Origin of the sequence: Flavisolibacter ginsengisoli DSM 18119 (assembly GCF_900129295.1) — a bacterium.
Lineage (GTDB): Bacteria > Bacteroidota > Bacteroidia > Chitinophagales > Chitinophagaceae > Flavisolibacter > Flavisolibacter ginsengisoli.
Genome location: NZ_FQUU01000017.1, coordinates 63358 through 85896, shown reverse-complemented (window position 1 = coordinate 85896; position 22539 = coordinate 63358). Strand labels below are relative to the sequence as shown.

The following is a 22539-nucleotide window of genomic DNA, read 5'->3' as shown; positions in this document are numbered from 1 at the left end:
TATCAGATCCTGAATACCCTATTCAATAAAAAAAGTGATTGGGATTGTAAAGGCGGTGATTTAAATACCTGGGGCGTAAATTGAAGTTCAGGAGCATTTAAACTTAAACCTGGTTCAATGTGATGCCATAAAGTGAAAGTGGCAGGATTTAAGATCTTATAAACAAGCCTGTAATTATCCTGATCGGATTTGCTCTTTGAATTGATGTTCTTTGTTTCGCAGCAGGGCTTTGAACCCATTTTATGCTTATTGCCACAGCCCGGATCCTGTACCGGCGCTAATTCTACCGATTTAAGCTTGCCACAGCAATAATGCAACTGGAGAGTCATCCCTGTAGAGGAAAGACCGTAAACCAACAGGAGCACTATGACAAGGACCTTTTTCATTAAAACGTAAAGTTATACTGTATGATCAATGTTATACAATGACCGTGGTCAGGAACAAGACAAAGTTAATGACGGTAACCGTTCTTTGGCTTTCAAAGCAGGCTTTCCTGCATTTATAACATTTCCTTACGCACTTATACCTTCAGACAAGGTATTCAACATTACACCATCTGGGGCATTTCCTTTTACATAAATTACAACGATAGCAGTACTGACTGGATCTGCTTATCCTTTTCCCATACGCAAAACAATTGGTTGCCATTGATAGCTTTCAATTGTGGCAGGGAGCCTTTACCTATATTTTTTTTAGAGCCTCCTGGCAATGTAAGGATGATGTCGCCATTTTGTGTCCAGGCATAGATGGGTGTATCGTTCATAATTTCCAGAGTACAGTTACGCCCCTCACCTAATGATTGTTCTGCTCCTCCAGGAGTGGCAGTATAGATGATAGATTCTCTTCGCCAAACAGTATGAACCAGCCCTGACTGGCTAACTGCAAGACCACCGCCATCCATGGGACAACCAGAAAGCTTCCAGCTTCCCTGTCCTAATTTAGAAGCACCCTGGAAGGTTTTACCACCATTTGTTGATGTTGCAATATACAGATCGCGGTTTCCATTCAGCCAGTTGCGAAACATTACAAATACTTTATTTGATTTCACTATGGTTGAGGGTTTACAACATTCACATACTGACTTATCAGGTGAAGCATATACAAGCAGGTTTTTACTCCAGGTTTTACCGCCATCAGCGGACCGTATACCCAGTAGTTTCTGTCCTTTCGGCTCATTTACGCTAAGCCAGGTAGCAAAAACATTGTTTCCATCGGCACCCAATGCCATTAGTCCTTCTTTAGCAGATGCTGGTACCTCGTTAAGTATAACAGGTTTTGTCCATTGGCCTTTTGCTAACTTATTGAAAGCATAGATATTCCCTTCCTTTGTGCAAGCCGTTATGACCAGGCCACGTGAAGACAATGCTACCTGAGGTCCCCGCATGGCAAAAGAAAAAAGTCCTGGCAACACAGATACCAATGAAGGTGATGTAAATGTTTTCCCATCTTTACTAGACACATACATAATGCTGTCACCGGCTCCGTATACAATATGAATTAGATTGGCCCTGTCTTTTACAACTGAGGGCACCTGCCCCTTTGCAATGGTGATGATTGGTTCACCGGATGCCTGTGCCGGAAGACAATTATGAATAAGCATAAAAGCCAGTAGAATAGTAAGTGTTTTCATATTTAGAGCATTAATAGGTCTTGTCAAAGGTTTGTGTTTGCAATGCGGAACCAAGCATACAAAGCTAATAGATTGCTTGATAACACTGCCTCAACTACTGTTTTAAAATAGTATAGAAGTATTGTTCCAGCTATCAATTGACCTTCAATTTTAACAGGCGGGCTTCATCCAGATCCAGTTCATTTTGAAGTTCGAGGAATAGGTCGTGATCGAGTTCTTCATCCTGCCTGAGTTCATGAAGCTTTTTGCGTTTGGCTTTAACTGCTTCCACCATCAGCCACCTGGAGATCTTCCTTTGTTCAATCTCATCATCCGTATTGAATTTGCTGTATTGCTTTATGGTTCTTGCATAAATATCCTTTACATGTTGGGCTGCCTCTGTATCGATATTTTCCCTGGTAATCAAATTTTCGATATGCTCCAGGGCGGCCTGGGACAGCGCCGCCAGGATGAAATTAGCTTCTTTTTTAGTAGTGATATAAGGAGTAAAATCAAGCTTTCGGATGATCCAGGGCAGTGTCAATCCCTGGAACACAAGCGTAAAGATGATCACACAAAAAACAAGAAACAGGATCAGGTTTCTTTGAGGGAAAGGGCTGCCATTTTGCAGGTACAGAGGAATGGAAAATGCTGCTGCCACAGATACAAAACCGCGTATGCCAGCATAGGCCACTACAAAATCATGTTTACGGGAAGGGAATACTGGTTCCAGCTTCAACATCGCCCTTATTTTGCCAGTAAGAAAATTCATTATAAACACAAAGGAAAACCTAATGAAAATAGCTGCTGCACTGATGATGCCTCCCATCTTTACCAGGTAAATAATAGACTGGTCTTTGATACCTGAAGCAATAAAAGGAAGTTGCAAACCAATAAGTATAAATATGAGCCCTTGCAACATGACAACAGTAAAATTCCATACTGCAATGGATTGCAGGCGCATTTTAGCGCTGTGCACTTTTGCTTGTTTGTTGCCAACAAAAAGCCCTGCAGCAACGACACTCAATACTCCACTAAAATGGAATTCTTCTGCAAGAACATACGACCCATAGGCGGTGATAAAGGTCAGGGCGGTTTCAATAGCCGTATCCATCTTCCATCGTTTATGCATCACTAATGACAGGAAGCCTACCAGGCAACCTATGCCTACACCACCGGCAGAAGCCATAAAAAACTGGCCAATGGCTCCTGTAAGAGAAAAGGACCCAATGAAGATGGAAATGAGGGTAAACTGAAAAGTGATCAGCGCACTGGCATCATTCACCAGGCTTTCGCCCTCCAATATGGCCACTATTCTTTTAGGTATCTTAATATTTTTAAAAACTGAAGTGGCAGCCACAGCATCGGGCGGAGATATGATTGCACCCAAAAGAAACCCCATACCAAGGGTAAATCCCGGAAGCATTGCATGCGCTACAAAGCCGATGGCAAGAGTAGTGACAATGACCAACCCAATGGCAAGGGTGGATATGGGTTCGATATTTCTTTTAAAATCAACCCAATTGGTATTCCATGCAGCAGAATATAAAATGGGTGGTAGAAAAACAAGCAGGACGATGGAAGGATCAAGGAACAATTTGGGAAAGCCCGGTATCAGACTAAGGAGCAATCCTGTAACCGTTAACAATACGGGGAAAATAATATTAAGCCTCCTGGCAAAAATGGAACAGGCAACAATTAATAATATAAGCAGGATCAACGTTTCTATTGACTGCATGCCTTTCCTTATTTTTTAGCCATTAATTTACCCGCTTCAATGCACCAGAGTAATTCATCAACAAATGTTTTAGCTCTTTTGTTCACCCCTTCTGCATCATTTGGTGTACCATTTTCATCATAAACTTCCTGCACCTTTGGCCCCGGGTACATGGCAGGTACCACCCAGGCTCCTATCTTCCATAAAGAAAAAACAAGAGAAGTCATGACCTGTGTACCACCAAATTGTCCATTGGAAGCCGTAGCTATGGCAATTGGCTTTCTTTTCCATTCCGGATATAAAAGGTCTATTACATTCTTAAGGCTGGCAGGATAACCACCATTATATTCAGGTGTCACTAAGATCACTCCATCTGCCTTAGTGATCCTTTGTGCAAAGTCAAGTATTTCAGGTGAAGGATCTTTCATCATGCGCAATCTTTCATCAAACACTGGAAAGTTGTATAAATACAGATCCAACATATCGACAGTTGCCAGGGCATTTTGCTGCAAATAGTTCTGAAAGAATAAGGCAACCCGGTGACTGTTCCTTCCAATGCGAACACTCGATGAAATGATGGCTATGTTATGCATGGCTGAATAATTTTTTACAAGTGAACATGAGCACTATTTACACAGCAAACCCCTGGATATTATCAAAAGATAACTCTTTAAATTAAAGTTCTGATCATTGGGTCACAGGTTCATTTTCCTCCTTTCGCGGACGGAATATCAGCCTTAAGGTAGGATCATTGGTTATAAAGGACCAGAACCAGTTGAAAGCAAGCCATACTTTATTACGGAAACCTGCAATTGGCATGATATGGATAAATAACCATACGACCCAGGCGAAGAATCCTTTGAAAAAGAGCTTGGGAAGATCAGCCACTGCCTTATATTTCGCAATGATGGCCATGCTTCCCTTGTCATTATATACAAAAGGTTTTGGGGTTTTACCCTCATTGATCTTCTTAATATTTTCAGCAAATAGTGTTCCCTGCTGAATGGCCACCTGTGCAAGCTGGGGGTGGCCGTTAGGGAAAGCTTTATCAGTTGTTTGCAGGCAAATATCTCCTAATGCAAAAATATTATTGCTTCCCTTCATACTGTTGAACTCATCTACCATGATCCTCCTTCCTTTACCTATCACTTCAGCAGGCAGGCCTGGCACCTGCCGGCCGGTAACCCCCGAAGCCCAGATCAAGACAGTAGTTTCAATGGTTTGGCCATCGGCAAGGATTACTTTTTCGTCTACATAATCTTTTACCGCAGTATTCAGGATAATATGAACACCAAGATCACTTAAAACCTTTGCTGCTTCTTCCTGTGATTTTTTGCTCATAGGCCCCAGCAGAACAGGCCCTGCATCTACCACATATATATGTTGCTGAAGATCTTTTATTTCCGGATATTCTTTCCGCCCGATATTATGACCCATTTCTGCCAGCATTCCGGCGATCTCAACACCAGTAGGTCCGCCCCCGGCAATTACTATATTAAGGTGCTTTTCTCTTTCTGCCTGGCTGGTTGACCTGACAGCATTTTCCATATTTAATAATATGTGATTGCGCAGGTTTAATGCATCATCAATTGACTTCATAGGCAGACCATATTCTTTCACATGCTGCATTCCAAAATAATTGGTTTCCGTACCTACTGCCAATACCAGGTAATCATAATTAAGAGTGCCCGTATCCGTTTCAATAGTATTGGACTCAGGATTCACTTTTTGCAGGGAGCCCATATGAAATCTTAGATTTTCCTTTTCCTGGAACATGCGCCTGAAAGGGTAACTGATATTGGAAGGCTCGATAAATCCGGTTGCCACCTGGTATAAAAGGGGAGGGAAAAAATGGTAATTGTTTTTATCTACCAGGGTTACATGAAAATTATCATTCTCGGTCAATCGCTTGATGAGATTTATACCCGCAAATCCACCTCCTACAATAACTATCTTTTTATATTCTTTAGTCATATCAACAACTTTAATCTGTAAATAATTCCTTATGCTATAAAGTATACCACAACCTGATCTCTGTACTTATACAAAAATCAATCCTCTAACACCCCAAACCTTCCTTCTGCATAATCCTTCTCTGCCTGTTGCACTTCTTCAACCGTATTCATAACTATATTACCTTTTGCTGCTACTGGTTCTTCTATAGGCTCGCCAGACAGGTAAACTAACTTTGCATCTGTCGAAGCTTTTATATTGATAACATCACCGGCTTTATTAAATACTACAAGGTGTTGGGACTGCACTTCCTGTTCGTTGATCCATAATACTCCATCTAAAACGTACAGCAAAGTCCAGTACCCTTCAATTGCCGTTATGCTAAAAGTGGAATCTTTATCAACAGTGCCAAAAGCTGCTATAACAGGTGTATAAGAATAAAGAGGTCCCTGTACGGTGTCATATTTCCCGCATGCAAGGTGGAGATCAACACCATTTTCGCTGATCATAAGCGGCATTTCACCAGGCCCGGCCTGCCTGTACCATGCAGGCTCACCTTTATATTGTGTAGGAACATTAACCCATAATTGTACGAATTCGTAAGTGCCACCATGAGCCAGGAATTCCTTTGAAGGTCCTTCACTATGTAACAGGCCCTTGCCTGCAAACATCCATTGCACTTCGCCTGCGTTTAAATACCCTTCGTTTCCCAGCGAATCCTTATGGTATCCTTCACCCTGAAACTGGAAGGTGACGGGTGCAAATCCTCTATGAGGATGGGGATGTATCCGTTCAGGTGGTGAACCTGGAGGATATGTCTTTGGTGGTAAATGATGCAACACTATAAAGGGACTGGCGAAACGGAAATCCTTATGAGGAAGGGGCTGTAAAATGGTTTCCTCACCTATGCTCTTCTCCCTGCCTTTTAATATAAAGTCTAACTTTTTATCCATGATCTTTCATTATGGGAAATCATAAAACCACATGGTTTGTGCCTATTCATTCCAGAGATCGGCATACTCATCCGGGTGACGTTTGAACTGGGCATGAACATAAGGACAAAGAGGAATCACTTTTAACTTGTGGCTACGGGAGTAGCTTACCATTTCTGATAACAACTTTTTTGCAACCCCTTTCCCCTCAGCTTCAGGGATAACCCCGGTATGAAACACGGTAAGGTTTGTGGGCGAGACCTCTATTTCCATTTCCCCTATTTGTTTTCCATTGTCAGAAACCACAAATGCTCCATGGCCTTTATCATTCAACTTTAATTCCACGCCATCCATAACAATCTTATTATGCTGATAAAGTTACAACATCAATAGGGAGCATTGCATTAGTGTACCGAAGGATTTCCCAAATTAGGAAAGCTTACTTCATTTAACAGTGAGCTTATTGCAATTGACCGGGCAAATAAATATCGAATCGGGCACCTTCATTTTCTTTGCCATAGGCTTTTATGATGCCATGATGATTCTGCACGATTCGTTTACAAATGGCAAGGCCTATACCAGTGCCTTTATAGGAAGAATTATTATTCAGCCTTTGAAATATTTCAAAGATCTTATCTGCATATTCAGGTTCAAAGCCAAGACCATTATCCTGCACGGTTATCTTATGATAAAGTATTGTTGGCTCAGCTTCTTTGGCATCTATTGTATCACCTTTTACCTGTTCGCTAAAAATATTGATAACGCATTTGCGATGAGGAGATTTATACTTAATTGAATTATTGATCAGGTTGTCTATTAACTGCTTGAACTGGAAGGGGATAACTTTTGCAACCGGCAATACCTCCAAATGAATGCTTACCTCATTCTGCTCGATCAGGTCTTTTTGCGTAAGAATGATCTCTTCTACTATCTCTGTCAGATCTGTATTCTCAAATGTATCATCCTGCGAATTGGCCCTTGAATAGGCAAGCAGATCATCGATTAACAAAGTCATTCTTTTAACTGATAGCAGTGATCTGTTCAAATATTCCTTTGATCTTTCATCAAGTTGGTTATTCGCATTATCAACCACATAATTGTTGTAAAAACTTATCTTTCTCAAAGGTTCTTTCATATCGTGTGAGGCAGCATACGCAAACTGTTCCAACTCTTTATTTTGAAACTCCAGTTGCGTGGCGTAGTCTCTCAATTTATCTTCAGCTATCTTCCGCTCAGTGAGGTCACGTGTTACTTTTGAGAAGCCAATTATATTATTTTCTGCATCATGTAGGGCTGTGATTACAATGCTACCCCAAAAAAGAGAACCATCTTTTCTTCTACGCCATCCTTCATGCACGGCTTTTCCATAATCCCTGGCACGTTGCAGCAACCTATCAGGAAGCTTAGCTTCGCGATCCACATCCCTGTAAAAGATACTGAAGTTGCTACCTATTATATCCTGTTCTGAATACCCTTTTATTTTTTCAGCTCCCTTGTTCCAGTTTTGTATGATCCCGTTCTTATCAAGAAGTACTATGGCATAATCCTCCACCTCCTCGATCATCTTATGGTACCTTTCTTCGCTCTTCTTTAATTCTTCATTCTTTTTAAATAATTCACTGGTTCTTTCCTCCACTTTTTTCTCTAACAATAAAGTGATCTGGCGAAGCTGGTGCTCACTTTCCTTTAGAGCATCTTCAGATTGTTTACGGTCAGTTATATCTACCTGTATATTTATTGCACCTATAACCTTGTTCTGCTCATCTAATAATGGCACGGGGTAAACAGCAAGGTGTCTTTTTATTCCATTGCGGGTTAGGATTTCTATTTCTTCCCTCCCTCCTGATCTGCCTTCTTTCAATGCAATAGCCATGGGGCACTGTTCTGCCAGTACTTCCTTCCCTTCTTTAAATATCCTGTAAGGACCACACCATTTATCTTCACCTGGTATTGGCACCTGTCCCCACAATTCTGTGGCAGCCTTATTATAAAAAATTATTCTTCCTTCTGCATCAGTGGTGTATACAGCGATTTGAAGGCTTTCCAACAATTGCCGGTAGCGATATTCACTGGCTTTTAATCCTTCAAAAGCCTTTTTTTGCTCCGTGATATCTATAGTGAAGCACCTGGTGTGTATGAATTTTCCATTTTCACGGTACACATTTGAACTAATGTGTACGGTTTTGATGGATCCATCCTTACATCGGAGCGTGGACTCATACCCTTTAAGTGTTTCATCACAGTTTAATCTTGAAAGAATATCTTTTATTTTATCCGGGTCAGCATGAAATTCTGAAATATGGTGGCCAATATATTCTGCGGCAGTATATCCCAGCATGTCCATTTCTGCTTTGTTGGCCCAGACAATAATCCCATTTGCGTCCACCCAATGAAGCCCGATAGCAGCATTATCAATATAATCACGAAGCTCCAACTTTCTATGCTCTAGTTGTTTTTGAACCTGTTTCTGTGCAGTGATATCATTGATATAAAAAAGAAAACGCTTCTCAGAATTAGCTGCATCTGTTAATTGGTATTGGGAAACAATTATATTTTTTTCAGAGCCATTTTGAGACTTTATACATAGTTCTGTTTCTTCCCGTACTGATTTATCAAAGGTGGTAATGAAGGGTATCTTGTCATGATTTAAAACAGTACCATTTACATCATAAATTATATACCCATCCCAAAGATCTTTAGCGGGTTCTCCATAAAAAGGAGACCTGCCCCACAATTCCGCAGCTTTCTTATTGAAATATAATATAGCCCCCGAAAGATCGGTGTAATATACCGCTATAGGTAGATGTTCCAGTAGCTTTAGATCACTTGGGGACCCTGGTGAATGGTTTTCTGAAATAGGTACAATATAACTTTTACCAAGCCTTTGGTCTTGTTTCATGTATGGTTCCGAAAAGGGAAATAAAAATAAACAATAATTGAAATATAGAATGTTACTTATTGCATGGGAGTATCAAGCCCGGCTTAAGGATGACCCTGGTTGCTGCAATCTTCCGATAAATTATACAGGTTTACCTGTTGATCTATGTTAAACCGGCAAATACACCTTAAATGTGGCCCCTTCCCCTGGACGGCCTTCTGCTTCTATCTTTCCATTGTGGTTTTCAGCCACTTTCTTAACTATAGATAGCCCTACCCCGGTGCCCCTGTATTCTGCATTTCCATGCAGTCTTTGGAACATCTGGAAAATTCTTTCAGATTCAGCGGGGTCAAACCCAATTCCATTGTCGGTAACTTCAATTAGATGGTATTTGGTTTCATGTCCATTTTTACTAATGGGTGCCTCATCACCAGGTACAATACTGGCTTGAACAGTGATGAGCGGCGCTACCCCCGGCTTATTATATTTCAGGGCATTTCCAACCAGGTTTTGAAATAGTTGTTGCAACTGCCTTCTGTATCCTTTCACTTTAGGTAGTGCTCCTATGGAAACAATGGCTTTTTTTTCCTGGATATCCAGTTCAAGATCCTCGAGCACCTTATTCATTTTTTGCTCAAGGTCCACCTCCTCCATTTCAACGGGCCTCTGGCTAATATGGGAATATAATAAAAGATCATCTATCAATGCTCCCATACGCTCACTGGCATTATCTATGCGCCTGAATGTTTGCTTTTCCTCTTCGGTGATACGTTCGGTTAACTGGTCTTTTAAACGGTCGGTAAAAAACCTGATCTTCCTGATAGGCTCTTTCAGATCATGGGAGGCAGCATGTGCAAACTCCTCCAGGTTTTCATTAGAGCGCAGTAATTCCCTGTTTTTATTTTCCAATTCCAGTGTCCTTTGCCTCACTTCCCTGTACAACTCTTCTTCATACTCTTTTTGACTGGTGATATCCTGCACCACTCCGAAGATCTTCGATATTTCCAGGGATTGATTCTGATAGGTCATTCCCCTGCTTCTTACCCATCTAACCTTATTATCATGTAACAACACCCTGAACTCGTACTCAAATAAATTATTGGAATCAGTTTTGTCAAGTACCATGCGCCTGTCCGGAACGTCATCGGGATGAATAACTGAAAGGTATTGATCGAGTGTTAATTCCCCTTTAAGTCCTAACAATGCATTGCACCGATCATCTGCGGTAACTTCTTTTGTGCTAAGGTCTATTTCAAAAAGACCCATTTCCCCTAAATCAATAGCCAGCTTAGTCCTTTCCTTTTCTTCCTGAAGTTTATTCATAGATAAAACTTCCTTAGTCACATCAATAGCCATGTGATGTATGCCATAGATCTCCCCTTCCTTGTTACGCAATGGTTTATAAGTAAAGTCAAAGTAAAAAGTTTGCAGTTTACCATTAACCACCAATTCAGCTTTTTGCTTTATTCCGCGATATATTTTTCCTGTAGCAAATACTTCCTCCAATAATCCGGGGAATGGCTGGTTTTCCAGTTCAGGGAGAGCTTCCCTGAATGTTTTGCCAATTACTGAAGCATCCTTGCCCCAGTACTGAATCATTATATCATTGACATACTGAATATGTATCTCCGGGCCTGTATATAAAGCTGTGGCAACTGTTGATTCCTCTATCAATGCTTTATACCTGAATTCATTTTCTTTGATCTTATTTCTTGCATCTACCTGTTCAGTTACATTATGTGCTACACAAAAAATACTTCCGGGAGCATCAGCGGTTCCATCATGGAAATAAGGTTTAAAAATAAGGTCAAAATAGCGTAGCTCACGTACTTCGTTGATCAACAAACTGGCAGGAAATGAGAAAATATAATAGGGCTTACCCAAGGTTCTAACCTGGTCTAAAATATTTATCAAACCTTGTTCTTTTGCTTCCGGCAAGACCTCAAGAATAGTTTTTCCTATAATATCCGGCGTCCTGCCGAGGAATTGAAGCATATTCTCATTTGCCAGTTCCACTACATAATTTTCTCCTTTGACTATACAGATGGCGACAGGGGCCTCCATAAAAAGAAAATAACTCTTTTGAATGTAATCCAGGCTTTCTAGTTGGTGTTCCCTGGTTAGCTCTGTATTTTCAGAAAAGGTGATAACAATATATTGAACTACATTATCATTGTTCAAAACAGGTTTGCAGGTCATTTTCCATTGATGCTGTAATGAAAATCCCTTTGTGTCATCTAAAAAATTGCCATTCAGATGGAATTCTCCTGGTTGCTTTGTTTTTATGATTTTTTCAAATGAATCATACAGCAACTTTATTGTGGGCTTGTCAATAGAAAGGAAAAGATCATGAAATTGCTTACCTGCCAATGTATTGGCTTTAATGCCTATTTGCTGTGCCAGTTCATCACTTATTATCGCAAGTGTAAATTCAGGTGCATTCGCTTCTATGATTAGAAACTGTCCCGGCATTTGAGGGAGAATTCCCTGTATTTCTAATGAATCAAGGTTTCCGGGGTTAGAATATTTATCCTGCATAAATCTAAGGGAATTGAAGGTATGCATTATGCCATGATTGGCTTGTTAATAATCTATAAGCACTTGAAAAGTGCAATAAGCTGACAACCTTGTTAATTCATCGGAGTATATAATTCAAGATTAGTTGGACAGATTGAAGACGATGAGTAAATTCACTTTTAAAGCAGTCTGGTATTATACCTGCAAGAATAAAGAATGGTGAAGCCGTTAGCATACTTATTGATCCTGTTATCAGCGTTCACCCCACCGGGTAAAACTGTTATAACCAGGTGGGTCATTATTAACGGTTGTTCCCTGAAAGTTGATGGGAGCACTAATGTCAATAATTTTAGTTGTGCCATATCCAATTATAGTAAGCCTGATACAATATTAGTCAACCGCAATGTGAACCCTGTGCTGCTTAGCGGCAATATTCAATTGGATGTTCAGAATTTTGATTGCCATAATGGGATCATGACAGCAGATCTTCGCAAAACATTAAAAGCTAAAGAGTACCCTAAACTTGTTATCAGGTTCCTGAATATTACCAGGTACCCCGATGCAAATGCCCGGCAATCTATCACAAAGGGTGCAGTGTTTATAGAATTAGCAGGTGTCTCCAAACGTTTTGATGTGGACTATAAAGTAGTATCTGCCGATAATAATTATATCAACCTTGTTGGATCAAGGGTAGTGAACTTTTCAGATTTCAATATAAGTCCTCCCCGAAAATTAGGTGGCATGATCCGCACCAGGAATGAGTTAAGCGTGGAATTTAACCTCAGGATAAAAGTGCTCAATTAAGCAGTAAGATCAGGGATTGATCTTTGCAAAGAGGATACCTGCCACAACAGCCTGGAACAACCCATAGAAAAACCAGCTTAATACCATAACAAGTGTAATGTCCAGTGAGCTGAATGTGATCCACATGACCGGAAGCAATGCTACCAGTGAATAAACCACACCAAATTCCAAACCTCTCAGTACAAAAGATCCATGGAATAATCCTTTAAACCTTTCCCAGAACCAGGCCAGGGCAAAGCTGATAATAAAGGCATGAGAATAAAACAGGTAATCGCGGCTGCCATCCGATTCAAACAGGGGATTATTATACATCACAAAAAGCTCAGGGACATACCTGATGGTAAGAAACAATCCTCCATAACTTACAATAAATAAGATGACACCGACAATTAGTCCTGATTGCAATACTTTTTTCATATGTCCTGGTGCCTAAAGATACCATCCTTCCTTCGAAAGTTCAATGATGTACCTGTAACGGTCAAAAACTTCTTTTCACAAGGCTTACAGGAACAATTATTACAAATTATGGGGAGTTGCTCTATACATCTAATAGTAATGAGCCAAACCCTTAGAATGTTCCTTGATTGCGGGCATATAAATCATTTACTTTCTTCCTTCATGCCAGCTTCCCATTCATTGCGTACATTGTTTTTGGCATCAGTAAATTCTTTCATGCCTCTTCCCACACCGCGCATCAATTCAGGTATTTTTTTAGCACCAAACAGAAGTAGTACTATAACCAGTATGATCAGGATTTCATTAAAACCTAAAGGGCCCATGAGTTAATTTTTTATTTTTTTAAAAAAGTAAGAAGCCGAAAACTCCGGCTTCCCACATCTATACGGAACAAAAGAGAAATGCTATACTATAAAAGGATCTACTATGGACGTGACCTGTGCCTGCGTCAATGGTTCATCAAACGCTTCCGAGGCCGCGTTGGCAGATATGCTTGTTCCGTTTATTCCCGTGATCTGCACACCAGCCTGGGAGGTGTTCTCTTCACCTGCATAAACAGCTTCCACTCCCGGAATACCACCAGCATTATTGCCTGTGATCCAGGGCTTATTAGCTGTAACTCCTCTTGCCTGCCGCAAATGGCGCACATAGGAAGCATGTCTTGCTTCCACAGAATGTATCTGGAGCGCGGCAGTTAATACATCATTATTGCTGATCAGGTTTCCTGCCTGGCCTTTATAAGCTCTTACACCAGTGTCCTCAAAAGCCTGGGAAACGGCGAGGAATGTATCATAATTACTGAATACTGTGGCATAGGGACCGTTCATTGATCCGTTGCCTGCTGTATAATCAAAATTGGCTCCCGTTAATGAAACAGGCGTGCCACCTAATTGCATTATAGTTTGCCTGAGTACAGCTACATGGGCTACTTCATGATCACGAATAACCGTAAAGCCAGCTATGTCTGCATTGGCAATCAACCCCGGAGTGCCAACACCCTTTTTATAAAATTCAGATTCAAGATATTCCAGTGTTAAAGCAAAGTTCAACACATTTACAATGGAGCTAGTGCTTTGTCCATATGTCTTTTTGAACAGGGAACTAAGCATGAGGGGGAGTGAAGCTAAAGCTACTTTTCCTGCAATACCCGAGAATTGTTTCAAAGCACCTCTTCTGCCGTCAAGTCGGTCATACACTTCCGGATCGACCTTTTCTATTTCTGTGATTACATTATGTAGATTCATAAATATCTTTTTAACTGGTTGGTAAATTTGAAGCGTTCAATTTGGATTTAAGGTAGGTTCCTGCAATAGAAAGTACTTCTCCAGGCGTCCTGGCCTTATCCAGTCCATTTGCATCTACAACATCATTGGCAGCAAAAGAATTTGGCGACAATAACTCTCTTATCAATGCAGCATGCCTGGCCTCAACTGATACTATTTTTCCGGCCACTAATAAATAGTTGGCATCTGTAAGTAATTTACCAGCGCCATTATAGGCAGAAACACCAAGGTCTTCAAAAGCTTTTGCAGTAGCTAATACACTCGCACGGGTGCCAAAATTGATGGAGCTAAAATCTACTTCCAGTGCCTGGATGGCCTTGGTTCCAAGCGCAGTTTTGAAGAATTCACGGTGCGCAATCTCATGATCCCTGATGTCGGTCAGGTAACTAGTTTCAGCAGCCGTAATACCTGAATACTGCGATTGGATGACTTGCGTATAAAAGGCAGCCTCCAATTGCTCAAGCGCATAGGCATAGTTCAATATGCCTACATCACCACTCCCTAAATTGATACCATCATTATTATTAGTCGTATCGTCTTTCTTGCACCCCTGGATGCCCGTCATTGATCCAATTGCCAAAACAGATACGCCTGCCAACCCACTAAAATGGAGAAACTTTCTCCTTGATACCTGCGATTGTGCAAGCTCCTCTCCAAAGGAAGGTTCCTTGCTTTTTCGATTCATGATTTCCATTTGTATTAATTAAAGGTGAAAAACTGATTGCTTCAATGTATAGTTTGAAAGCAATTGATGATACTTACGAAAAGAGGATGTATTTAGATTTAAGAAATTTTAAATGAAGATGTTTAAATAATTTACCTATAGGAATGTTTTACTTAAACACTCAGCTTTACTTTGAACAAAAGCCCAATCCCCTATATTTTATAAATTGAATTCTGAATAAGGAATAAATTTACATTCAAGCAAGATTCGGGTTGCAAACGCCACAACGTAAAATAGCTTTGTCAAACCAATTGCAACAGTAATGAACCAGCAAGCGCATTACAATTTTAATAGAATTGCCGAAGCCATTGAATACTTAACGCAAAACTTCAGGAAGCAACCATCACTGGATGATGTAGCTGAAAAAATACATGTTAGCCCCTTTCATTTTCAAAGAATGTTCTCAGAATGGGCAGGTGTTAGTCCAAAAAAGTTCCTGCAGTTCCTCACAATCGATCACGCTAAAACCATTTTAAAGGAAAAGGGCACTACATTGTTTGACGCAGCATTTGAAACAGGGCTTTCCGGCACGGGCAGGTTGCATGACCTTTTTATAAATATAGAAGGGATGACCCCCGGGGAATACAAAAACGGGGGCGAAAATCTATCCATCAACTTTAGCTTTGCTGAAAGTCCTTTTGGAAATATATTGGTAGCCTCAACCCCAAAGGGCATCTGTTACATGGCTTTTACTAATGATGAACAGCAGGCTATTTTTGAATTGCAACAACGATTTCCAAATGCCACTTATAAACAGATCACGGATCTTATTCAGCAAAATGCTCTTTACATTTTTTCACACGATTGGAGCAAACTGGACCAGGTCAAGCTTCACCTGAAAGGAACCGCATTCCAGTTGAAAGTTTGGGAAGCATTGCTGAAGATTCCTATGGGTGCTCTTACCACGTATAAAACCATTGCCAGTGGCATTGACAATCCCAATGCATTAAGAGCTGTTGGTACTGCCATAGGTCAAAATCCTGTTGCATTTATCATTCCCTGCCATCGTGTAATACAGTCTGCAGGCACATTTGGCAATTACCATTGGGGATCTCATCGTAAAACAGCCATGATTGGCTGGGAGGCTGCCAGGACTAATCATGCTCTTTAGAATAGCAATATTCGGGTTGCTCTACTCTTCTCATTACAACAGTTTTACATCATAAACGATTAGCATGAAAACATTCATTTTGATTCATGGTTCCTGGCACAGTGCCTGGAACTGGCATAAAGTTGTTCCATTGTTGGAGAAAGCAGGCCACAGGGCTTTGGCCATAAATCTTCCAGGCATGGGAAGAGACAAAACACCCATACAGGAAGTAACCATGAAATCGACAGTAGAAAAGATCTGTGAAATAATAGACAATATCACTGGTAAAGTAATTCTTGTTGGCCATAGCAAGAATGGCATTATGATCTCCCAGGCAGCCGAATACCGTCCAAATAAAATTGAGAAGCTGGTTTACCTGGCTGCCTATCTTATTCCCCATGGCAAAACGCAAAGAGAATATTCCATACAGGATACTGAAGGATGGTTGAAGCCCTATGTTACACATTACCCGGAGACTAACTCGCATACACTACAGCCCACCATTTACAAGAAAGGTTTGTATCATGATTGCGAAGATGACATTACAGAACTGGCAAAAGTATTACTGAGCCACGAACCGGTTGAATCAGGCATTATGCCTTTACATCTAACTGAGGAAAACTATGGTACTGTACCAAGGGTTTATATTGAATGCACTGAGGATAGAGCAGTAACTCCCTTCATTCAAAGAAAGATGTATACAGAAATGCCTTGTGAAAAAATATACAGTCTTCCTACCAGTCATTCACCATTTTTCAGTAAACCAAAAGAACTGGTGAATATATTGTTACATGTATAATAAGCCTGCTTATAAATACTCAGTTGTTTAATTAGTTGTTAATAAACTACCTCCACGCATACCCTACACAACGTTTTACCTGCGCACCAGTAAAAGCTATGATATTCCGCATCAAATCCGTTGTATCCCAGAAGTAACCCGTACTATCCCCGTAGGTGAACGGGTAATGAACGGGTATTGCCCCGGGAAAAAAAGGGTAAACAAAAGTATTACTACATAGCAGCAATGAACTATATCTGCTTTCAATACAATTGAGCCAGGAAGGCACAACCACTTGCAGGAAATTGTAACTAAACTAAATAAGCCAACTAAACACGTTTAGATAACGTGGCTTAATACATACTTATAATGAAAGCCCTTAGAGGGCTTTCATTAATTTATGCTCTATTCAAATTCATTTAAATTGTATACCCTGATCAATAAACCAAAGGTTTTTCTTCATTGATACTAACCTGGGGCAGCAAGGCCTTATTTACTCTTTGAGTTACTATTTCTTTGGCAACTCCAAAATCAGCCGCTAGTTTGATGTCTTCTGATGATGCGCCTATTTTGACACTGTATTTACCTGCATCAGCCATCCATGCTGACCGGCCGGTATCAAAAGATGCAAGATCAGTCCCATTGATAGTAAAACTTACTGTTTGTGATTGACCTGGTTGCAAAACCCTTGTCTTAGTAAATGCTTTTAATTCCAATGAAGGTTTATCCAGCTTTCCCTTTGATGCGGTAATATATAATTGTACAACTTCTTTTCCAGCAACACTACCGCTATTGGTTACGATTACTGATGCTGTTAATTTCCCAGCAAATGTGGATGAGCTTAATTTGAGTGCTGAGTAATTAAACCTGGTATAACTCAGGCCATAACCAAATGCGTAGGCAGGCTTTACACCAAAACTGTTGAAATAACGATAGCCCACATATATGCCTTCGTTATAGGTCACTTCTGCAGGCATTACTTTCATCCCCAACATTCCTGTTTCTTCTTTTCCAGGAAACTCTTTTCCTGGGAAGCTTTTTGATGAAGCCACATCTGAATATTTCACAGGGAATGTTGTAGCCAAACGCCCAGAAGGATTTACTTTACCACTTAATACATCAGCTACTGCATTGCCAGCTTCAAGGCCAGGCTGCCAGGAAAGCAATAGTGCATCTGCCTTATCCTGCCAGCTGCTTACTTCTATCACGCCACCACTATTGATGATGACGATAACCTTTTTTCCTTTTGCATGAAAAGCCTTGGAAACAGCATCAATTAAGGCCACTTCTGAAGCTTTTAAATTAAAATCGTTTTCAACTTTACGGTCACTGCCCTCTCCAGCATTCCTACCAATAGTGATTAACGCAACAGATGCTTCATTTGCTTTCCTTTCCATTAAATTATGGTCTATATCTAATTCGGGAATACGCGGAGTTGGATTCGCAAACTCCTCAAAGAATGTTTTCTTAGGCTGTTTGGCTTTTTCTGCGGTAACATAGGTACTATAAAGGGATGATAACTCCTTGTCGATAATAAATCCGGCATTAGTCAAACCATCTACCAAAGAAATTGTATAGGCTTCATTTACATCACCACTACCGGTTCCGCCAGAAATAAAATCGTAGGAAGTGTTGCCAAAGGCAGCAATAGTGCCTGCTGATCCATGTAAGGGAAGTGCTGAATTATTTTTTAATAATACCATTCCATCCGCGGCTGCCTGCCTGGCTAATAAGGCATGAGCTTTCAGATCAGGTTTGTTGCTGAATGCATACTTTTTAAAGGCCTGGGTGTTTATAATATAATCTACTATTCTCACTGCCGATTCATTTAAAGTGTTTATGTCAAGTGAACCATTGGACAGTGCTTCTGTAATGGCTTTCTTTTGTCCAGGTGTACCAGGCATTAACAGGTCATTGCCTGCCTTTAATTGTGCTACGGCATCTTTTCCACCAAACCAATCCGTCATTACCAATCCTTTGAAACCCCATTCCTTTCTAAGAATTGTTGTTAAAAGGTCCCTGCTTTCTGAGGTGAATGTGCCATTGATCAGGTTATAAGAACTCATAACTGTCCATGGCTGCGCTTCTTTAACTGCTATCTCGAAAGGCCTTAAATAAATTTCTCTCAATGCTCTTTCGCTGGCTATAGTATTGACAGAGTTGCGGTGTGTTTCCTGGTTATTGGCGGCAAAATGCTTAATGGATGTCCCTACCCCATTGGATTCTATTCCATTCACCATGGCAACAGCCATTTTTCCTGAAACCAATGGATCTTCTGAATAGTATTCAAAATTTCTACCACCGAGAGGATTCCTGTGAATGTTCATACCAGGACCAAGCAGCACATCAACGCCATATTCTTTTACCTCGTTGCCCATGGCCTCTCCTACCTGCTGCACCAGTTCAGTATCCCATGTGCTGGCCAGTAAGGATGCTATAGGCCATGCTGTGGCATAATAGGTATTGGGGTCATTTTTTCTTTTAGGTTCAATACGCAGACCTGCAGGACCGTCAGCCACTACAGTATTAGGTAGACCAAGACGAGGAATGGCAAAGGTTTCACCGGCAGCACCTGCCACTTTATCACTTATCTGTCCTACTGCAGTACCATTTTCCATTTTACCCGGGATATTCATCCCCATCCCCACTACGAGGTTAACTTTTTCTTCCTGTGTCATTTTTTTGACAAGGTCTTTGGCTTTTGTAGACTGGCTGAAGGCAGTGGAAAAGATCATTAAACAAGTGGCAAGAAGCGATACATATTTCATATAGCTGATTGAGACCTTAAAGCTGTAACAAAAAGCAGCCCGGCGATTTGACATTTGTCAAAAAGCATGAGATCTATTTCTGCGCCCTGATGCGGCTTAAAGTTTCTAAAGTAATACCCAGGAAGGAGGCAATATAGGAAAGAGGTACTTGCTGAATGATCTGTGGCGAATGTTTCAAAAGCTTTTTATAGCGTTGCTGGGCTGTTTCAAACTGTATGGATCTCATACGCTCCTGTGAAAGGATAAGCGAGGAAGTGACCATTTTACGAAGCAGTCGTTCCACATCATGGTATTGGCTGGCCAGCTTCATGAACTGATCATGATGAATGCCATAAACGATGGATGGTTGTATGGTTTGAATGACGAGGTGGCTTGGAGTTCGGTTAAAGAATGAAGTAATAGATAAAAAGAATTGGTCTTCCAATGCAATCCATTCTGTAACTTCCTTATCATTCTTGTTGTAGTAGATCCGGGCTACGCCTTTTTCAATATAATAGATGTAATCACTAATGGTGTTTTCACGTAGCAGGAGGTAATCTTTTGGCACCTCCCAGGCCTTCCATGCAGCAATGAAATCAGCACGGGTTTCCTCCTTAAGCGGTGAGATTCTGTCAATGGCCTGCTGTAATTTTTCCACTAAGGAAAGATAGGATAAAAGGGATCTTCACACATCATACTGATAAGCTTTGAAAATACATGTTTGTCATTGGGAAGACACTTCAAATTTTTTGTGCCATTACAATTTCTATCCCTGTCAGCTTTTAGGGTAAATATTACCTAGTATGTCAATTCGCCATTGATTATTTTGGCGGGAGCGGTAAATGGGTGTTCTGTTGCTTTTCCAGCTGCCATAATATGTTGCACCATCCAGCCTTTGTTTTTCAGAAAGTCCGAGATCATCGACCGGTGACAACGCCACCAAACAGCCTCAGAGCACATATAAGCAGTCCTTTGTTGCCTGGCCAGTTGCTCGAGAAATAATATTCCTTTCTTAAAAGCTGAAGTTTCCATGTAATCTGCATAACCTCTGAAAGCTGGATGGCGCCAGGCAGTATGCATTGAATCAGGTTTTGCCTTTCTTCTTCCGCCCAATGACTCTATATGTACATAACTGATAAAGGCCTTTGATAATTCGTGCTCAAGAAGCTCTTTATTGTATTGCGGATATTTGCGTGAACCAGGGAAACGCCGAACATCAACAAGCTGTGTAATGGAAAATGACTGAAGCATTTCTATAAATTCTTCGATTGTCCTTGTTGAATGACCAATAGTCCAGATGGTATTTTCAGTTAATTGCATTTTCTTTATTCAACATCCTTCGCAACAAATGTTGCGTCATACAAGTTACAACTGTTGACGTGAACTGAACTTACATCCTGGTGCCCATATGATCCTGTAAGAACAAGCTTCCTATGCTATCAATATCTACAACGTATTTGCACAGGAGTGCCCTTACAAACAGATGTCTTGTTTATATTTTTCCAATTATCATTCACAATAAGAATGATTTTAGGGGGAACAAAAAATTTGCGTAGTTAAATAGCTACACTTATATTTGTAGTCAAATGGCTTCTCAATGAACATGAGACGAGATGTTTTCCAGGCAATTGCTGACCCTACAAGAAGGGCGATATTATTATTGGTAGCAAGCCAATCAATGACTGCAGGCGCAATAGCATCAAACTTTGATACGGCAAGGCCAACAGTTTCCAAACATTTACAAATATTGACAGAATGCGAATTGCTGGTACAGGAACACAACGGAAGAGAAATATATTACTGCCTGGATGCTACAAAAATGAAAGAGATAGCTGCATTCATTGACCCCTTTCGAAAGATGTGGGATGAGCGATTTAATAAATTAGAAACTGTAATGAAAAAATATAAAAACAAGTAAATGGAAACAAAAACCAGGATCGAAGCCATAGAAGGAAAACAGGAACTCTTTATTACCCGGGAATTTGATCTGCCGCTGGATCTGTTATTCAAAGCCTATGAAGATCCGGAGATAATCGAAAAGTGGATGGGCACAAAAGTGCTGAAATTAGAAAACAGGAAACATGGCAGCTGGCAATTTGAAACTTCTCATAATGGAAAAGTGGTTTTCAGTGCAAACGGTACCATACTGGAATTTGTCCCTAATGAAAAAATAACAAGGACATTTCAAATGGAAAACAGTCCTTTTCCAGTTCAACTGGAATTTATAACATTTGAAAAATTGGACGAGAGCACAAGCAAACTAATAATGCAAATTGTATTTAAGTCAGTTGCTTACCGCGATCAGTTGCTTCAAATGCCCTTTGCCCAGGGAATCAATATGGCGCATAACCGTTTGCAGGAAATGGCACACCAACTATTGGTTAATGGCACTGGGTCGATGTGATAATTTAGTTTAGAAGTTCTTAAATGATGCACGATGAACAATAAAGTAGACCAGTTTTTAGAAAAGTCTTTAAATTGGAAACAGGAAATGACCCTTTTGAGGGAAATCATCCTTGATAATAAAGACCTTACCGAAGACTATAAGTGGATGCACCCATGTTATACGCTGCAAGGCAAGAATGTTGTACTCATACACGGATTTAAAGACTACTGTGCCTTGCTGTTTCACAAAGGAGCTTTGCTTAAAGATCCTGAAGGCATTTTAATTCAGCAAACTGAAAATGTTCAGTCTGCCCGCCAGATCAGGTTTACAGGAATTAACCAGATCAAACAACAGAAAGCTATCATTAAAGATTATATCAAAGAAGCCGTAGCCATTCAACGCTCTGGCAAGAAAGTGAGTTTAAAAGAAACGAAAGACTTTTCTTTTCCCGAAGAATTGGCAATCAAGCTAAAGGAAGACAAAGATTTACATAATGCCTTCTATGCTTTAACGCCAGGAAGACAAAGATCGTATTTGTTTTATTTTGGGCAGGCCAAACAATCCCAGACCCGTGTTTCGAGGATCGAAAAGTATGTCCCGAAAATCCTTGATGGAAAAGGAATTGATGATTAACCTTAATTGAGTGGCAGGTTAACGAGCTGTCA

At 40.5% G+C, this 22539-nt stretch carries 22 protein-coding genes; 6 read left to right on the top strand and 16 right to left on the bottom strand.

Annotated elements, in window-relative coordinates; all coding sequences use genetic code 11:
• Positions 1-2: 2 nt before the first annotated feature.
• The 9 genes from BUA53_RS16990 to BUA53_RS16935 all read right to left on the bottom strand — a co-directional run bounded on the left by BUA53_RS16990 (position 3) and on the right by BUA53_RS16935 (position 11654).
• Entirely contained in the window at positions 3-386 is a 384-nt protein-coding gene (locus BUA53_RS16990; RefSeq protein WP_072836589.1) for an HYC_CC_PP family protein, read from the bottom strand.
• A gap of 194 nt (positions 387-580) precedes the next feature.
• On the bottom strand, positions 581-1630 hold the full coding sequence (locus BUA53_RS16985; protein WP_072836588.1) for a sialidase family protein: 1050 nt from the start codon (positions 1628-1630) through the stop codon (positions 581-583).
• A 133-nt stretch (positions 1631-1763) separates the two neighbouring features.
• Entirely contained in the window at positions 1764-3347 is a 1584-nt protein-coding gene (locus BUA53_RS16980) for a Na+/H+ antiporter (RefSeq protein ID WP_072836587.1), read from the bottom strand.
• A gap of 8 nt (positions 3348-3355) precedes the next feature.
• Positions 3356-3919 carry an NADPH-dependent FMN reductase gene (locus BUA53_RS16975; RefSeq protein WP_072836586.1) on the bottom strand — a complete coding sequence of 188 codons (564 nt, stop codon included), beginning with the start codon at positions 3917-3919 and terminating at the stop codon, positions 3356-3358.
• Between the two features lie 94 nt (positions 3920-4013).
• Positions 4014-5300 carry an NAD(P)/FAD-dependent oxidoreductase gene (locus BUA53_RS16970; RefSeq protein WP_072836585.1) on the bottom strand — a complete coding sequence of 429 codons (1287 nt, stop codon included), beginning with the start codon at positions 5298-5300 and terminating at the stop codon, positions 4014-4016.
• 77 nt (positions 5301-5377) lie between these two features.
• Complete coding sequence (locus tag BUA53_RS16965; protein WP_072836584.1) at positions 5378-6232, bottom strand: pirin family protein; 855 nt, start codon at positions 6230-6232, stop codon at positions 5378-5380.
• A 42-nt stretch (positions 6233-6274) separates the two neighbouring features.
• Positions 6275-6565 (bottom strand): GNAT family N-acetyltransferase, encoded by a 291-nt coding sequence (locus tag BUA53_RS16960; RefSeq protein ID WP_072836583.1) that lies wholly within the window; start codon positions 6563-6565, stop codon positions 6275-6277.
• A 106-nt stretch (positions 6566-6671) separates the two neighbouring features.
• Complete coding sequence (locus BUA53_RS20960) at positions 6672-9110, bottom strand: PAS domain S-box protein (protein WP_084080206.1); 2439 nt, start codon at positions 9108-9110, stop codon at positions 6672-6674.
• 147 nt (positions 9111-9257) lie between these two features.
• Positions 9258-11654, bottom strand: a complete 2397-nt coding sequence (locus BUA53_RS16935) for a PAS domain-containing sensor histidine kinase (protein ID WP_072836582.1) — start codon at positions 11652-11654, stop codon at positions 9258-9260.
• 168 nt (positions 11655-11822) lie between these two features.
• Between BUA53_RS16935 and BUA53_RS16930 the strand changes: the two genes are divergently transcribed.
• Positions 11823-12410, top strand: a complete 588-nt coding sequence (locus tag BUA53_RS16930; protein WP_072836581.1) for a YceI family protein — start codon at positions 11823-11825, stop codon at positions 12408-12410.
• A gap of 9 nt (positions 12411-12419) precedes the next feature.
• On the opposite strand, the gene BUA53_RS16925 is transcribed toward BUA53_RS16930, so the two are convergent.
• The 4 genes from BUA53_RS16925 to BUA53_RS16910 all read right to left on the bottom strand — a co-directional run bounded on the left by BUA53_RS16925 (position 12420) and on the right by BUA53_RS16910 (position 14834).
• On the bottom strand, positions 12420-12827 hold the full coding sequence (locus BUA53_RS16925; RefSeq protein ID WP_072836580.1) for a hypothetical protein: 408 nt from the start codon (positions 12825-12827) through the stop codon (positions 12420-12422).
• Positions 12828-13009: 182 nt separating this feature from the next.
• On the bottom strand, positions 13010-13189 hold the full coding sequence (locus tag BUA53_RS16920; RefSeq protein WP_072836579.1) for a Sec-independent protein translocase subunit TatA/TatB: 180 nt from the start codon (positions 13187-13189) through the stop codon (positions 13010-13012).
• 81 nt (positions 13190-13270) lie between these two features.
• On the bottom strand, positions 13271-14110 hold the full coding sequence (locus BUA53_RS16915) for a ferritin-like domain-containing protein (protein WP_072836578.1): 840 nt from the start codon (positions 14108-14110) through the stop codon (positions 13271-13273).
• Between the two features lie 10 nt (positions 14111-14120).
• Complete coding sequence (locus tag BUA53_RS16910) at positions 14121-14834, bottom strand: ferritin-like domain-containing protein (RefSeq protein ID WP_217653020.1); 714 nt, start codon at positions 14832-14834, stop codon at positions 14121-14123.
• A gap of 301 nt (positions 14835-15135) precedes the next feature.
• Between BUA53_RS16910 and BUA53_RS16905 the strand changes: the two genes are divergently transcribed.
• On the top strand, positions 15136-15984 hold the full coding sequence (locus tag BUA53_RS16905) for a methylated-DNA--[protein]-cysteine S-methyltransferase (RefSeq protein ID WP_072836576.1): 849 nt from the start codon (positions 15136-15138) through the stop codon (positions 15982-15984).
• A gap of 64 nt (positions 15985-16048) precedes the next feature.
• Positions 16049-16762: an alpha/beta fold hydrolase gene (locus BUA53_RS16900; RefSeq protein WP_072836575.1), complete on the top strand. Its 714-nt coding sequence runs from the start codon at positions 16049-16051 to the stop codon at positions 16760-16762.
• A gap of 416 nt (positions 16763-17178) precedes the next feature.
• On the opposite strand, the gene BUA53_RS16895 is transcribed toward BUA53_RS16900, so the two are convergent.
• From BUA53_RS16895 to BUA53_RS16885, 3 genes are all read right to left on the bottom strand, one after another.
• Positions 17179-19509 (bottom strand): glycoside hydrolase family 3 C-terminal domain-containing protein, encoded by a 2331-nt coding sequence (locus BUA53_RS16895; RefSeq protein WP_072836574.1) that lies wholly within the window; start codon positions 19507-19509, stop codon positions 17179-17181.
• Between the two features lie 73 nt (positions 19510-19582).
• Entirely contained in the window at positions 19583-20146 is a 564-nt protein-coding gene (locus tag BUA53_RS16890) for a Crp/Fnr family transcriptional regulator (protein ID WP_072836573.1), read from the bottom strand.
• A gap of 140 nt (positions 20147-20286) precedes the next feature.
• A complete protein-coding gene (locus tag BUA53_RS16885; RefSeq protein WP_072836572.1) occupies positions 20287-20808 on the bottom strand; it encodes a DUF488 domain-containing protein in 522 nt (173 codons plus the stop codon).
• A 277-nt stretch (positions 20809-21085) separates the two neighbouring features.
• Between BUA53_RS16885 and BUA53_RS16880 the strand changes: the two genes are divergently transcribed.
• The 3 genes from BUA53_RS16880 to BUA53_RS16870 are packed head-to-tail and all read left to right on the top strand — an operon-like array spanning position 21086 to position 22507.
• On the top strand, positions 21086-21406 hold the full coding sequence (locus tag BUA53_RS16880; protein WP_072836571.1) for an ArsR/SmtB family transcription factor: 321 nt from the start codon (positions 21086-21088) through the stop codon (positions 21404-21406).
• Complete coding sequence (locus tag BUA53_RS16875; protein WP_072836570.1) at positions 21407-21892, top strand: SRPBCC family protein; 486 nt, start codon at positions 21407-21409, stop codon at positions 21890-21892.
• A gap of 33 nt (positions 21893-21925) precedes the next feature.
• A complete protein-coding gene (locus BUA53_RS16870; protein ID WP_072836569.1) occupies positions 21926-22507 on the top strand; it encodes a YdeI/OmpD-associated family protein in 582 nt (193 codons plus the stop codon).
• The last annotated feature ends 32 nt before the right edge of the window (positions 22508-22539 follow it).

What these genes read in the sequence shown, in the direction of transcription:
- BUA53_RS16990 (WP_072836589.1), bottom strand. Translation starts at nt 386, where the DNA reads ATGAAAAAGGTCCTTGTCATAGTGCTCCTGTTGGTTTACGGTCTTTCC.
- BUA53_RS16985 (WP_072836588.1), bottom strand. Translation starts at nt 1,630, where the DNA reads ATGAAAACACTTACTATTCTACTGGCTTTTATGCTTATTCATAATTGT.
- BUA53_RS16980 (WP_072836587.1), bottom strand. Translation starts at nt 3,347, where the DNA reads ATGCAGTCAATAGAAACGTTGATCCTGCTTATATTATTAATTGTTGCC.
- BUA53_RS16975 (WP_072836586.1), bottom strand. Translation starts at nt 3,919, where the DNA reads ATGCATAACATAGCCATCATTTCATCGAGTGTTCGCATTGGAAGGAAC.
- BUA53_RS16970 (WP_072836585.1), bottom strand. Translation starts at nt 5,300, where the DNA reads ATGACTAAAGAATATAAAAAGATAGTTATTGTAGGAGGTGGATTTGCG.
- BUA53_RS16965 (WP_072836584.1), bottom strand. Translation starts at nt 6,232, where the DNA reads ATGGATAAAAAGTTAGACTTTATATTAAAAGGCAGGGAGAAGAGCATA.
- BUA53_RS16960 (WP_072836583.1), bottom strand. Translation starts at nt 6,565, where the DNA reads ATGGATGGCGTGGAATTAAAGTTGAATGATAAAGGCCATGGAGCATTT.
- BUA53_RS20960 (WP_084080206.1), bottom strand. Translation starts at nt 9,110, where the DNA reads ATGAAACAAGACCAAAGGCTTGGTAAAAGTTATATTGTACCTATTTCA.
- BUA53_RS16935 (WP_072836582.1), bottom strand. Translation starts at nt 11,654, where the DNA reads ATGCATACCTTCAATTCCCTTAGATTTATGCAGGATAAATATTCTAAC.
- BUA53_RS16930 (WP_072836581.1), top strand. Translation starts at nt 11,823, where the DNA reads ATGGTGAAGCCGTTAGCATACTTATTGATCCTGTTATCAGCGTTCACC.
- BUA53_RS16925 (WP_072836580.1), bottom strand. Translation starts at nt 12,827, where the DNA reads ATGAAAAAAGTATTGCAATCAGGACTAATTGTCGGTGTCATCTTATTT.
- BUA53_RS16920 (WP_072836579.1), bottom strand. Translation starts at nt 13,189, where the DNA reads ATGGGCCCTTTAGGTTTTAATGAAATCCTGATCATACTGGTTATAGTA.
- BUA53_RS16915 (WP_072836578.1), bottom strand. Translation starts at nt 14,110, where the DNA reads ATGAATCTACATAATGTAATCACAGAAATAGAAAAGGTCGATCCGGAA.
- BUA53_RS16910 (WP_217653020.1), bottom strand. Translation starts at nt 14,834, where the DNA reads ATGAATCGAAAAAGCAAGGAACCTTCCTTTGGAGAGGAGCTTGCACAA.
- BUA53_RS16905 (WP_072836576.1), top strand. Translation starts at nt 15,136, where the DNA reads ATGAACCAGCAAGCGCATTACAATTTTAATAGAATTGCCGAAGCCATT.
- BUA53_RS16900 (WP_072836575.1), top strand. Translation starts at nt 16,049, where the DNA reads ATGAAAACATTCATTTTGATTCATGGTTCCTGGCACAGTGCCTGGAAC.
- BUA53_RS16895 (WP_072836574.1), bottom strand. Translation starts at nt 19,509, where the DNA reads ATGAAATATGTATCGCTTCTTGCCACTTGTTTAATGATCTTTTCCACT.
- BUA53_RS16885 (WP_072836572.1), bottom strand. Translation starts at nt 20,808, where the DNA reads ATGCAATTAACTGAAAATACCATCTGGACTATTGGTCATTCAACAAGG.
- BUA53_RS16880 (WP_072836571.1), top strand. Translation starts at nt 21,086, where the DNA reads ATGAACATGAGACGAGATGTTTTCCAGGCAATTGCTGACCCTACAAGA.
- BUA53_RS16875 (WP_072836570.1), top strand. Translation starts at nt 21,407, where the DNA reads ATGGAAACAAAAACCAGGATCGAAGCCATAGAAGGAAAACAGGAACTC.
- BUA53_RS16870 (WP_072836569.1), top strand. Translation starts at nt 21,926, where the DNA reads ATGAACAATAAAGTAGACCAGTTTTTAGAAAAGTCTTTAAATTGGAAA.